The 13224-nt window shown below is 35.6% G+C and carries 9 protein-coding genes and 1 pseudogene; all 10 read left to right on the top strand.

Features of this window, described 5'->3' with window-relative positions:
* The first annotated feature begins 80 nt into the window (after nt 1–80).
* The 10 genes and pseudogenes from EV203_RS06265 (at nt 81) to EV203_RS06220 (ending at nt 13089) form a co-directional block, all read left to right on the top strand.
* A complete protein-coding gene (locus EV203_RS06265) occupies nt 81–2786 on the top strand; it encodes a sigma-54-dependent transcriptional regulator (RefSeq protein WP_132039644.1) in 2706 nt (901 codons plus the stop codon).
* A 166-nt stretch (nt 2787–2952) separates the two neighbouring features.
* A complete protein-coding gene (locus EV203_RS06260; RefSeq protein ID WP_132039642.1) occupies nt 2953–4221 on the top strand; it encodes a PTS sugar transporter subunit IIC in 1269 nt (422 codons plus the stop codon).
* Nucleotides 4222–4425: 204 nt separating this feature from the next.
* Entirely contained in the window at nt 4426–4737 is a 312-nt protein-coding gene (locus tag EV203_RS06255) for a PTS sugar transporter subunit IIB (RefSeq protein ID WP_132039640.1), read from the top strand.
* A gap of 18 nt (nt 4738–4755) precedes the next feature.
* Nucleotides 4756–5082, top strand: a complete 327-nt coding sequence (locus tag EV203_RS06250; RefSeq protein WP_132039638.1) for a PTS sugar transporter subunit IIA — start codon at nt 4756–4758, stop codon at nt 5080–5082.
* Nucleotides 5083–6394, top strand: a pseudogene (locus EV203_RS06245) (6-phospho-beta-glucosidase). It begins immediately after the preceding gene.
* A gap of 73 nt (nt 6395–6467) precedes the next feature.
* The gene (locus tag EV203_RS06240) at nt 6468–7862 is read left to right on the top strand and encodes a glycoside hydrolase family 1 protein (protein ID WP_132039636.1); all 1395 of its coding nucleotides are present in this window, start codon (nt 6468–6470) and stop codon (nt 7860–7862) included.
* A 142-nt stretch (nt 7863–8004) separates the two neighbouring features.
* Nucleotides 8005–9438, top strand: a complete 1434-nt coding sequence (locus EV203_RS06235; protein ID WP_132039634.1) for a PTS mannitol transporter subunit IIBC — start codon at nt 8005–8007, stop codon at nt 9436–9438.
* Between the two features lie 3 nt (nt 9439–9441).
* A complete protein-coding gene (locus EV203_RS06230) occupies nt 9442–11475 on the top strand; it encodes a BglG family transcription antiterminator (RefSeq protein WP_132039632.1) in 2034 nt (677 codons plus the stop codon).
* Nucleotides 11476–11486: 11 nt separating this feature from the next.
* The gene (locus EV203_RS06225; RefSeq protein WP_132039630.1) at nt 11487–11927 is read left to right on the top strand and encodes a PTS mannitol transporter subunit IIA; all 441 of its coding nucleotides are present in this window, start codon (nt 11487–11489) and stop codon (nt 11925–11927) included.
* A 1-nt stretch (nt 11928) separates the two neighbouring features.
* Complete coding sequence (locus EV203_RS06220) at nt 11929–13089, top strand: mannitol-1-phosphate 5-dehydrogenase (RefSeq protein WP_132039663.1); 1161 nt, start codon at nt 11929–11931, stop codon at nt 13087–13089.
* Nucleotides 13090–13224 lie beyond the last annotated feature (135 nt).

Raw genomic sequence — 13224 nt, 5'->3', positions numbered from 1 at the left:
TTTTTGTTAGAATAAGAGTTTTAATGTGTATTATTTTTGTGTTTTATGATAAAATGAAAGAGAAGAGAGGGGGGACGTTTATGAAAAGAATTAACAAAGTTTATAATTACGTTCAAGAAGCTTGCGAAAGGCAATTTAAAGAAAGAGGAGAAGTAATAGGTGTTTCTGCCATGGAAGTAGCCCAAGCTTTAAAAATTCAAAGAAGCAATGCTTCAAGTGATTTAAATACCCTTGTTAGGGAAGGGAAGTTGACAAAAATCGAAGGTAAACCAGTATTATACAAAGTTAAAGAGCTGAGCATTACTTCTAACGTTAATCCTTTGAGGACAAAAGATGCTTTTAGCGAAATAATAGGCGCTAACTTAAGCCTTAAAAATGCCGTACAGCAAGCAAAGGCTGCTATAATTTATCCTCCTCATGGACTCCATACTCTTTTGCTTGGAGAAACTGGAACGGGTAAGTCTATGTTTGCAGAAGTTATGTACAACTTCGCGAAAGAAATTGGGCGTATAAAGAAAAATGCCCCTTTTGTGACTTTTAACTGTGCAGATTATGCCAGTAATCCTCAGCTTTTGATGGCTCATTTGTTTGGAGTAAAAAAGGGAGCTTATACTGGTGCAAATAGTGATAAAGTTGGCCTTGTGGAGAAAGCTGATGGTGGAATTTTATTTTTGGATGAAGTTCACAGATTGCCACCAGAGGGTCAGGAAATGCTTTTTTATCTTATTGACAAAGGATTGTACAGAAGACTTGGCGAATCTGATGTAGAGCATAAAGCAAATGTTCTGATAATATGTGCTACCACAGAAGATATCGAATCTGCTCTTCTTAAAACTTTTATAAGGCGAATTCCAATGGTAATTAAACTTCCAAGTTTGGCGGAGAGAACGTATGAAGAAAGGTTTGAACTTATTAAAAATTTCTTCAAAGCTGAAGCTGCTATTATTAAAACAGATGTAATGATTACATCTAACGCCTTAAAGGCCTTGTTACTTTATGATTGCCCCAATAATGTAGGGCAGTTAAAGAGTGACATAAAGCTTGCAATAGCTAAAGCGTATCTGGGATACATGATGAAAAGGGATGAAAATGTATGTGTCCATACGGAGGATTTGCCTGAATATGTAAGAAAAGGTCTTTTAAAGTATAAGGAAAAAAGAGAAGAGATTGATAAATTTATTACAGGAGAAATAATAAGGTTTTCTGTTGATGATATGATACCGATCGTTCAAAGAAACACTCAAATTTTCAATTTTTATGAAGCTTTAGAAGAAAAAAGAAAAATACTCGAGCAAAAGGGTTTAAGTGAAGAGGATATCAAACTTATCATGAGTATTGATATTGACACCTACTTAAAAAAGTATCTTTTAAATTTAGACAAAAGCAACTTAGAGGAGCTATACAAGGTAGTAGACAAAAAGGTAGTTAGCTTAGTACAAGATTTCTTAAACTATGCCAGCAAAAAATTGCAAAAAGAATTTAGCGATAAAACTTTGTACGGGCTTTCTATGCATGTCGCAAGTTCTATTGAAAGGATACTAGAAGGTAAAGATATTGTAAACCATCAGTTAGAACATATAAAGAAGGTTTATCCAAAGGAGTTTGAAATAGCTAAAGTATTAAAAGAAGAAATTCAAAGAGAATTCAACATAGTTGTGCCTGAAGATGAAGTAGGTTTTATTACAATGTTTCTTTGTCTTGAAGAAGGAACGGAAGAAAAAGATGAAAGAGTAGGCATTATTGTTGCTATGCACGGAGAAGCAGCTGCTACTTCTATTGCAGAGGTAGCTAACAGGCTTTTGGGTGAAAATTATGTAATTGGATATAATATGCCTCTTGACCAAAAACCAGAAATTGCATTGAACAATTTGGTAAATATCGTTAAAAAGGTTAATAAAGGCAAAGGGGTATTGCTTCTTGTTGATATGGGTTCACTAGTATTTTTCGGCGATATGATATACGAGAGAACAGGTATTCCAGTAAAGACTGTTGAAATGGTTTCTACTCCTATGGTACTAGAAGCAGCAAGAAAAGCTTTGCTCAATTCATCTTTAGATGAAGTATATGATGCAGTTGTCAATTTAAGCCCCTATGTAGGGCGGATTTATAGAGAAAGTGTTAAATTTGAAAATCCTCTCAAGAAAAATGTAATCATAACTGCTTGTATAACAGGGGAAGGTACGGCAGTTAAACTTAAATCAATACTGGAAAAAGAGCTCAATTTAAAAGAGAAGGATATAGATATCATCCCGATGGAAATTGAAAGTAAAAAAGAATTTAAAAGGAAGCTTCTTAATATAAAAGAGGAGAAAAATGTTTTGGCGGTGGTAAGCGCTATAAATCCAGAAGATGAGTCCATTTTGTACATTTCTACATCTGATGTATTTGATAAAAACAAGTTATCTGTATTGAAAAACGCAATAGAAGCCGTATCTAATGTGGGTTTGATTGACAATATGAGAGAAGTCATAAGAGAAAATGTGAGAATAGATGCTGAAAAGTATATCTCTTCATTTAAACAGTTTTATTCTACTTTAATAGCAAAAGGTGTAAAACTGAATGAGGATATTACAATAGGTTTGATTCTTCATATTGCCTGTGTAATTGAGCGCATTATTGAGGGCAAAGAGTTGACACATGTGAAAAATACACAACAATACATTAGAGATTATCCAAAAGAATTTGAAACCATAAGAAAAACAGTCAAGATTTTAGAAGAAGGATGTGATATTAGTATTTCTGATGAAGAATGTGTAAATATAATGAAAATTATCTATTCAATTTAATACACATATGTGTATTGAAGACGTTTTTATAGGATACACATTAAAACATAACAAGAAAGATAAAAATAAGAGGCAGAAAAGAAGCTGTATTTTAAATTCGAGAGCTAGTTGGCATAAAATTTGCGTAAATATACGTTGCAAAATATTTTGAAGGGGAGTTGATCTAATGGATACGTTCATTAATTTTCTTGACAGGTATTTTATGCCTGTAGCAGGAAGACTTGCTGAGCAAAGGCATTTAAAATCTATTCGTGATGGAATAGTTGCTACAATGCCATTACTTCTCATTGGTTCGTTTTTCTTGATTATAGCTTTTCCACCTGTACCTGCTCTTGAAGCTTTAATTAAACCCTATGTGAACGATTTATTAAAAATAGTCAATGCAACATTTGGAATAATTGCTATGGTTGCATCTTTTACAATAGCTTATTCTCTAGCTGGAACTTATAAATTAGATAGTTTAGCTGCAGGAATTCTTAGTTTATCTGCTTTTATGGTAGCAATTCCGTTATCACAGGATGGGAATATTCTTTTGAAGTGGACAGGAAGTCAGGGGCTTTTTGTGGCTATTTTAATAGCAGTATTTACTGTAGAAATGCAAAGAAAATTTGTAGAGAAAAATTTAATTATTCGTATGCCTGAAGGAGTTCCACCTTCTGTTGCAAGATCATTTGCAGCTTTGGTGCCGGGGTTTGTAATACTTTCGGTAGTATGGGTTATTAATTTTATCTTGGTTAAAAGTGTTAATCTTTCCATACCTGAAGTTATAAATAAAGTAATTGCACTTCCGCTTATGCATCTAGGTTCTACCTTACCTGCTATAATACTTGCAATACTGGTAGCACAATTGTTATGGAGTGTAGGTATACATGGCCAAGCGATAGTAGAAGGAATAATGGCCCCAATATGGATTTCATTTGCGGAACAAAATGCTGCAGCAAAAGCCGCTGGAGAAATTGTATTACCACATATAGCCACTTTACAATTTTTCCAAATTTTTGTACAAATTGGAGGAACAGGTACTACCTTAGCATTGGCTTTGTTGTTACTTTTTACTACTAGGTCAAAGCAATTAAAAGCGGTAGGAAGGGCTGCGATAGGTCCAGGATTATTCAACATAAACGAACCAATAACTTTTGGAATGCCGATAGTAATGAACCCGATAATGATAGTCCCTTTTATGATAGCTCCTATTCTAGTTGCACTTATTACTTATTTTGCCATGGCATTAAATATTGTAGGGAGACCTTATGCTCTAATTCCTTGGACTACTCCTGTACTGATAAGTGGTTTTCTTACAACTGGAGATTGGAAGGCAATAGTTTTGCAGATTATCAATTTTGCAGTAGCAGGAGCAGTATATTATTCCTTCCTGAAATTATGGGACAACAAGAAATATGAAGAGGAGCAACAGGCAATGTTAGAGAAGGAGTAAATGGTACGGACAAGTGAATGTTTTCTAATAGGACAAAAAATAAAAAAATATAAATAGACTTGCGTATCCTGGTGGGTTTTATTTCCAGGGTACGCAATATGTTCAATTTTTCTATCGAGAATGTGATCCTGCAAAATACACCTGAAATTAAAGAATCTTTTAAAAAATGCCATACTACAAAAATAAAGTAGGGAGGTATAAAGAATGAAAATCTTGTTAATCTGCGGAGCTGGCATGTCTACCAGTTTGCTAGTAGAAAAAATGAAAAAAGAAGGTGAAAAAAGAGGGATAAAGGATTTATATATTAATGCAGAAGCTGCAGATAATTTAGAGAAAGTAATCGATGATTATGATGTGATTCTTTTAGGACCACAAATAAGATATAAAGAAAAATACGTGGCAGAGCTTACAAAAGAAAAAAACAAAGTTTACAGAGTAATTCCTCCTCATGTATATGGAATGATTGATGGAGCTAAGACTTTGGACTTAGCACTAGAGGCACTAAAGAATAAATGAACAATAGGAGGCGTCAAAATGGACTTAGAACAAGTTGTATTCACTATAATATCTCATGCAGGCAATGCAAGAAGTAATGCTTTTGAAGCTTTAAAATATGCAAAAGAGGGAGATTTTGAGAAAGCAGAAGAATGTCTAAAAAAAGCGGGTGAAGAGCTTTTGGAGGCTCATCATGTACAAACAGATATGATACACAAAGAAGCAGCGGGAGAAAAACAAGAGGTAACACTTCTTTTAGTTCATGCAGAGGATCATCTTATGAATGCGATTCTTGCAAAGGAATTAATAGCTGAGATGGTGGAACTCTATAAAATTATTTATCAAACAAAGGGGGCTACTTTATAATTGTCGAAAAAGGGTTTGAAAATTGCAGTTATTGGAGGAGGGTCTAGTTATACCCCTGAGTTGATCGAAGGTTTTATAAAAAGGTATAATGAGTTGCCTGTAAAAAACATTTACTTAATGGATATAGAAGAGGGAAAAGAAAAGCTTGAAATAGTAGGTAATTTGGCAAGAAGAATGGTAAAAAAAAGCAGGTGTTAATATAACCATTCATTTAACTTTGGATAGAAAAGAAGCCATTGAAGGGGCTGATTTTGTAATTACCCAGGTTAGAGTAGGAGGAATAGACGCTAGGATAAGAGACGAGAAGATTCCGCTAAAATATGATGTGATAAGGCAGGAAACTACTGGACCAGGTGGTTTTGCAAAAGCGCAGAGGACAATACCGGTTATATTGGATATATGTAAAGATATTGAAAAATACGCTCCAGATGCATGGCTTATCAATTTTACAAATCCTTCTGGAGTAATCACTGAAACAGTATTAAAGTACACTAAAATAAAAGCTATAGGCGTATGCAATGTGCCAATAGGTATGGTTTATGGAATTGCAAATCTTATGGGGGTTGATCCAAAGCGAATCTATATTAGATTTACTGGGCTTAATCATTTGGTATGGGGAACAAATGTCTATCTAGATGGAGAAGATATAACAGAGAAGTTAATAGGGATGTATGAATCAGCCAGATCGTTAAGTATGAAAAACATACCAGAACTTCCTTGGGATCCCGAATTTATCAAATCTCTTGGAATGTACCCTTGTCCTTATCATAGGTATTACTATTTAACTGATCAAATGTTAAAAGAACAAAAAGAAGAAGCTGCTACTGTAGGAACAAGAGGAGAAGTTGTTAAAAAACTAGAAAAAGAATTGTTTGATCTTTATAAAGATCCTAATTTAGATGTTAAGCCTCCACAGCTTGAGAAAAGAGGTGGAGCACATTATTCTGATGTTGCATGTTCTTTGATAAGTTCAATATATAATGATAAGAAAGATATACATGTGGTTAATGTGAGAAACAATGGGACGATTGCAGATTTGCCGGATGATGTGGTAATAGAAACAAATGCAGTAGTTGATAAAAATGGTGCTCATCCTATAACTATTGGGCATGTATCACCAAAAATAAGGGGTTTGATGCAAGTTGTTAAAGCATATGAAGAACTTACAATTGAAGCAGGGGTAAGAGGGGATTATTATGCGGCTTTACAAGCGTTAACAATACATCCTTTAGTGCCATCTGCCACTATTGCTAAAAAGATACTTGATGATATAATTGAACAGAATAAAGAATATTTACCGCAATATAAGTAATAATAGAAATTACCTCTCTTTGTTTTCTAGAATTATGTTTCAAAATCACTTTAACATGAGGAGTGAAATTCCTATGTCTAAAGAATACAGATTTCCAGAAGGTTTTTGGTGGGGTTCGGCAACATCAGCAGTGCAAATTGAAGGGGCTGCAGATGAAGACGGTAAAGGGATGAATGTATGGGATTATTGGTATCAGAAAGAACCTAATCGCTTTTTTAATGGAATAGGGTCTCAAGTAACATCTGATTTTTATCATAGATATAAAGAAGATATAAAACTTATGAAAGAGTTGGGGCACAATTCATTTAGATTTTCTATTTCATGGTCTCGTCTAATTCCTGGTGGCACAGGTAAAGTTAACGAAAAAGCAGTAGAATTTTACAACAATGTTATTAATGAGCTCTTGGAAAATGGTATCGAACCTTTTGCTACCCTTTTTCACTTTGACATGCCTATAGAAATGCAAAATATTGGAGGTTTTGAGAATAGAAAAGTAGTAGAATATTTTGCTGAATATGCTAAGACATGTTTTGAGTTGTTTGGTGATAGAGTAAAAAGATGGATAACATTTAATGAACCGATAGTTCCCGTATTAGGTGGGTATTTATATAATTTCCATTATCCAGATATAGTGGATTTTAAAAGAGCAGTGCAATTCGGTTATGGCACAGTATTAGCAAGTGCGAGGGCAATAGAGGAATTTAAAAAACTAAAAATAAATGATGCTAAAATAGGTATTGTTTTAAACTTGAGTCCTGTTTATCCAAGAAGTAATCATCCGGCAGATTTAAAAGCAGCGGAGCTTGCGGATTTGTTTCATAATAGAAGTTTTCTTGACCCTTCCGTTAAAGGGGAGTATCCTAAAGAATTAGTAGAAGTTTTAAAAGCTTACAATCATTTGCCGGAATATAAGGAAGAAGATTTAGAATTAATAAAAGATAATACTGTACAATATTTAGGAGTAAATTATTATCAGCCGCTTAGAGTTAAAGCTAAAGAGAATATGCCAAATCCATATGGTGTATTTACACCCAATTGGTTTTATGATGAGTATATTATGCCAGGTAGGAGAATGAATCCTTATAGAGGATGGGAAATCTACGAAAAAGGGATATATGATCTTCTGAAAAGAATAAAAGATGAATATGGAAACATAGAGTGTTTTATTTCAGAAAATGGAATGGGAGTGGAAGGGGAAGAACGCTTTATAAAAGATGGTATTATTCAAGACGACTATAGGATTGAATTTATAAAAGAGCATTTAAAATGGGTTCATAAAGCAATTGAAGAGGGATGCAATGTCAAAGGATATCATGTATGGACATTTATGGACAATTGGTCGTGGCTTAATGCGTATAAAAACCGTTATGGGCTCGTAGCGGTAGATTTAAAAACGCAAAAGCGTACAATAAAAAAGAGTGGTTATTGGTTTAAAGAAGTGGCAGAAAATAATGGCTTTGTCGATTAACCCCGGTTTTCCCGGGGTTTTTTCTTTTTTCAATTTTGTCATAGAAAACGAATGACAAGACTGAGTTTCTTTTAATTGCATAAAAAAAGAAGGGGGATTACAATATAGTTAAAAAAGTTTTTGAAAGAAGGAGGGAAAAGGTATGCAAAATGTGAATGCGATTACTACAAAAGGTGGAAGCCTAAGAGTAAAATTACAGAGACTGGGTGGCTTCTTGGCAGGAATGGTAATACCTAATATTGGCGCATTTATAGCATGGGGACTTATCACTGCATTCTTTATACCGACAGGATGGGTTCCGAACGAACACTTAGCTAAGTTGGTCGGTCCCATGATAATGTACCTCTTGCCTATATTGATAGGTTATACAGGCGGTAAACTTGTGTACGATGTAAGAGGTGGAGTTGTTGGAGCTGTTGCCACAGCTGGTGTAGCTATAGGTTCTTCTGTGCCTATGTTCATTGGTGCTATGATAATGGGACCTTTAGGAGGATATGTAATCAAAAAATTTGACGAAACGGTGGAAGGCAAAGTACCAGCCGGATTTGAAATGCTTGTGAATAACTTCTCAGCAGGAATTTTAGGAGGGATTTTGGCAATTTTAGCGTTTTTATTCGTAGAGCCTGTTATGAACGCTATCTCACTTGGACTTGGTGCTGCTGCCCAGTGGGTTACAGACAAAGGATTACTTCCTTTGATAGCGTTGTTCATTGAACCTGGAAAAGTTCTCTTTCTGAACAATGCCATAAACCACGGTATACTGGCTCCTCTTGGAGTAGCACAGGTAAAAGAATTTGGAAAGTCTATATTCTTCCTTCTTGAAACAAACCCAGGCCCAGGTTTGGGAGTGCTTTTGGCATACTGGCTCTTTGGAAAGGGAGACGCAAAACAGTCAGCTCCTGGCGCCATAATAATCCACTTCTTTGGTGGAATACATGAAATATACTTCCCGTATGTTTTAATGAACCCTGCATTGCTTCTCGCTGTCATAGGCGGCGGAATGGCTGCAGATGCAACATTTGTTCTCACAAAAGCAGGACTTGTGGCAACTCCTTCACCTGGCAGCATATTTGCAGAAATAGCTATGGCTCCAAAAGGCGGATTACTTCCTGTACTTGCAGGTATAGCAGTAGGAGCTCTGGTTTCCTTCTTGATAGCTTCACCTATTGTAAAGAGGGCAAGCGAAGAGAGCATGTCAGCGGAGAGCATGAGTTTTGCACGTTCAATAGTAAGTGGTCTCAAGGCCCAGAGCAAAGGTGAAAAAGTTGAAATGCCAAAACCAGAAGTGAAAATGGATACACTTCCCAAACTCATAGTTTTTGCCTGCGATGCAGGTATGGGCTCTTCAGCTATGGGAGAAACTATCTTGAGAAAGAAGCTCAAAGAAGCCGGTTTTGACATACAGGTGAAGCACTCAGCTGTAAATCAGATACCAAAAGAAGCGGATGTAGTATTCACACAGGAGAATCTGGCAGAAAGAGCAGCCCAGGTTGTGCCCCATGCTAAGATTGTGACAGTGAAGAATTTCCTTGACAATACCGTGTATGACGAATTTGTAAAAAGCCTTAAAAAATAGCTGATGGTGAAAGCCATGGAAGATTTGAGTGTAAGGCAGAAGTTTATCCTTAAAAATTTAATAGAAAAGGGACCATTTGAAATAGCTGACCTTGCCAATCTTATGGATGTCAGTGAAAGAACTGTATCAAGAGAAGTGGCATTAATAAACGAACGCTTAAGGGATTTTAATGTAAAAATTGTAGAACAGGGGAGAAAGATATTCATAGAAGGAGAGGAAAAGACGCTCAAAAGGGTTTACAGCTCTTTGGGCGCCATTCCTCTCCAATGGCTTTTAACACCTGATCAAAGGCAGGTTTTGATGACTCTTCAGCTTCTTCTTTCTGATGAACCCATTAAAGCTGGCTATTTCAGCTATCAGTTTAATGTGGTTGAAGGCACAATAAGCCTTTACCTCGATAAAATTGAAGAGTGGCTTAGGATGAGAAAGCTTAATCTTATAAGAAGAAGAGGATATGGGATAAAAGTAGAGGGCGGTGAAGTTGATAGAAGAAATGCCATTATAGAGCTATTTTACAATTATACGCCAATGGAAGACCTGCTGCAATTTATTTACGATGAAGAAAAAGGGAAGTACTTCAAAGCCTTTTTTGATTCAGTATTTGGCAAAGATTTAGTAGAAAAAGTAAAAAGTATCTGTGAAAGGGTTAAAGAAGCCGTATACGAAGAACTGCCTGATTTAAATTATTTTGGCATGTTTGTTCATATACTTCTTTCAATCTACAGAAGCAAAGAAGGAAAGGCCATTGAACTTGATAGAGAATTTATAAATGATATATTACAGTCAGAAGAGTTCAATTTTATGAAGAAAGTTGAAAAAATCCTTGAAGAGGAAGATTTCTACCTGCCAGAGTCAGAAATAGCATATTTAGCTATTCACTTGAGCCCAAAAAAGTATGTGTACAAGCAGCATAGGTTTGAAGAATTGGGCATTACTCTGGAGGAGCTGTCAAAAGAGGTCGTAGAGGAAGTTTCAAGGATTTTCAATGTAAATATACGCTGCGATGAGCAGCTTCTTTTAGGGTTAGCACAGCATCTAGAACCAGCTTTTTACAGGTTGAGGATGGGTCTTGTTGCTTCAAATCCTTTGATAGAGGAGATTAAAAGCTATTATAAAGATTTGTTCAGTGCGGTGGAAAGAGCCTGTAAAATAGTTTTTTCAAAGTACAACATCATAGTACCAGAAGAAGAGATCGGATACATTACAATGCACATAGGGGCGGCTATTGAAAGGCAAAAGGAAATGGCCAAGAAGCTTAAAGTTATGGTGATTTGCCCTAATGGAATTGGAACTGCCCGAATACTTTCTGCTAAATTGAAAAACAAGTTTAAAGAGATTAACCAGTTAAATATAGGAACTATTTGGGAATTCAAGAGGAAGTATCAGGAATACGATTTGATAGTTTCTACTATAAGATTGGAAGAGGCAGATTCAAAAGTAATAATTGTATCTCCTTTTTTGACAGAAGAAGATGAAGAGAAGATAAGAGATTATATACAAAATCTTGTCGAAAAAGTGGAACAGAAAGATGGGCAGTTTGAGGCTAAAGTAAAGGTAGAAGAGAATTTTGAAGTAGCAGATGAAATATTGAGAAATTTTAAAATAGAAGAAGTAGAAGCTGATAGCACAGAAAGACTGATAGAGCTAATTGGGCAAGACCTGTCAAAATCCATGCTTGCTGAAGATGCTGAAGAAATAAAAGAGCTTCTCCTTAAGAGGGAAGCAATGAGCAATGTGGTTATACCTGGTACTCGAATTGCCCTTTTGCACACTCGAAGTGATAAAATGGTACTTCCTTTTCTTGGAGTTTACAAGGTGAAAAGCCCTTTGAAACTTCAAAGCGTAGGGTTTGCCTACGAAGAAGTGGATACTTTTTTGGTTATGCTGGCGCGTAAGACAGAGAAAAGTGATATACTAGAGATGTTAGGAAAGGTGAGCATTTCTTTGATTGAGGACAAAAATTTTAGTGAGATTTTAAGGCTTGGGGATGTAAAAGATGTAAGAAATGCTTTGGTGAAAATATTAAATGAGGCATAGGAGGCGAAGTCATGGACAGAGAAATACTCAATGAAAAGAACATACTTTTAAACCTTCCTTCAGAGTCTAAAATAGAGGCTATTGAAAGGGTAGGGAATCTCCTTGTTGAAAACGGCTATGTTGAAAAAGAGTATATCGAAGGTATGAAGAAAAGAGAAGAAGACATAACGACTTATATAGGAAATGGGGTAGCTATACCTCATGGGGTTTCTGAATATGTCAAATACATCAAAAAATCGGGGATAGTCATAGCTCAGTATCCCGATGGGGTGGATTTTGGAGATGGCAACAGGGCCTATATTGTGATAGGAATTGCAGGTAAAGGAGATGAGCATCTTAACATTCTTTCAAAGATAGCTTTGACATGCCAGTACGAAGAAAATGTAGAAAAGCTCAAAAATGCAAAGACTCCACAGGAGATAATAGAAATCCTGGAGAAAGGTGATGAGTAAAATGCCGAAGGCGCTTCACTTTGGAGCAGGCAATATAGGGAGAGGATTTATTGGATATTTACTTAATAAATCCGGATATGAAGTTACCTTTGTAGATATTTCAAAAGAAATTGTAGATAATATTAATAAGTACCAGAGGTATAATGTCATTATTCTGAAAGACCCTGTGGAAAAAGAAGAAGTAAGAGGAGTCAAAGCCTTGCATTTAGAAGAAGAGGATAAAGTGCTTGATGCTTTTTTAGAAGCAGATGTGGTTACTACTTCTGTAGGTGTTTCAAACCTTTCTTCCATTGGTGAAAGGTTAAAGAAATACTTAAAGGCGAGAAAAGAAAAAAGTGAAAAATATCTTAACATAATGGCTTGTGAAAATGCTCTTTTTGCTACTGATGTTTTAAAAGAGAGCGTAGTAAAAGGGGAAAGCGACGATTTTATTTCTTATCTCAATCTAAAAGTCGGTTTTCCCAATACGGCAGTTGATAGAATTGTTCCAGCGGTTAAAGTTGATAAGGAACTTCCTGTGGATGTGGCAGTAGAAGAGTTTTTTGAATGGGATATTGAAAAGAATAATGTGAAGGGGAATCTAAAAATAGAGGGGGCAGAATTAGTAGACGATTTAAAGCCTTATATAGAAAGGAAATTATTTTTGTTAAATGGGGCTCATGCTACAACGGCTTATTTGGGCTATTTAAAAGGCTATACGTATATTCATCAGGCTATAAAGGAGGAAAGCATAAGAGCCGTAGTGAAAGGAATGCAGGAAGAAATATCTACTGCTCTTTCTAAAAAATATGATGTAGATAAAGAATCTCTTATGGCCTATGCAGAAAAAGTGATTAAAAGGTTTGAAAATCCATATTTACAAGATGAGGTTACAAGAGTAGGGAGGGAACCTTTGAGAAAGCTTTCATCAGAAGATAGATTAATTGCACCTTTAAAGCTTTGCAGTGAAGTTGGAATTACGCCAAACTTTATCCTCTATGGAATTGCTGCTGGGCTTTTATTTGACTACAAAGAAGACACACAGGCCGTTAAAGTGAGAGAATATGTAGAACAATTTGGTATAAAAAAGGCTGTAAGTGTTATTACAGGACTTGAAGAGGAAAGTGATTTAGTAGAAGAGATAGAGAAAAGGTACTTTGAGCTAAAAGGAAAATTAATATAAAAAGGGCGTTTTGTGATAAGGCACAAAATGCCCTTAAAAATGTTTACAAGAGAGAGAAAACGTATAAAATTGGGAGAAAATAAGAGCAAAGGCCAAAAAGTTCTTGCAAAATTGCGCTATATCAAAATTGAAAGG

This window comes from Caldanaerobacter subterraneus (assembly GCF_004345675.1).
GTDB lineage: Bacteria > Bacillota > Thermoanaerobacteria > Thermoanaerobacterales > Thermoanaerobacteraceae > Thermoanaerobacter > Thermoanaerobacter subterraneus.
Note: the sequence above shows the minus strand (reverse complement) of the source record. Positions and strands in the feature narration are given on the sequence as shown.

Excerpts from the sequence above, each read along its gene's own strand:
- EV203_RS06240 (WP_132039636.1), top strand. The coding sequence starts at position 6,468 with ATGTCTAAAGAATACAGATTTCCAGAAGGTTTTTGGTGGGGTTCGGCA.
- EV203_RS06260 (WP_132039642.1), top strand. The coding sequence starts at position 2,953 with ATGGATACGTTCATTAATTTTCTTGACAGGTATTTTATGCCTGTAGCA.
- EV203_RS06255 (WP_132039640.1), top strand. The coding sequence starts at position 4,426 with ATGAAAATCTTGTTAATCTGCGGAGCTGGCATGTCTACCAGTTTGCTA.
- EV203_RS06220 (WP_132039663.1), top strand. The coding sequence starts at position 11,929 with ATGCCGAAGGCGCTTCACTTTGGAGCAGGCAATATAGGGAGAGGATTT.
- EV203_RS06230 (WP_132039632.1), top strand. The coding sequence starts at position 9,442 with ATGGTGAAAGCCATGGAAGATTTGAGTGTAAGGCAGAAGTTTATCCTT.
- EV203_RS06250 (WP_132039638.1), top strand. The coding sequence starts at position 4,756 with ATGGACTTAGAACAAGTTGTATTCACTATAATATCTCATGCAGGCAAT.
- EV203_RS06265 (WP_132039644.1), top strand. The coding sequence starts at position 81 with ATGAAAAGAATTAACAAAGTTTATAATTACGTTCAAGAAGCTTGCGAA.
- EV203_RS06225 (WP_132039630.1), top strand. The coding sequence starts at position 11,487 with ATGGACAGAGAAATACTCAATGAAAAGAACATACTTTTAAACCTTCCT.
- EV203_RS06235 (WP_132039634.1), top strand. The coding sequence starts at position 8,005 with ATGCAAAATGTGAATGCGATTACTACAAAAGGTGGAAGCCTAAGAGTA.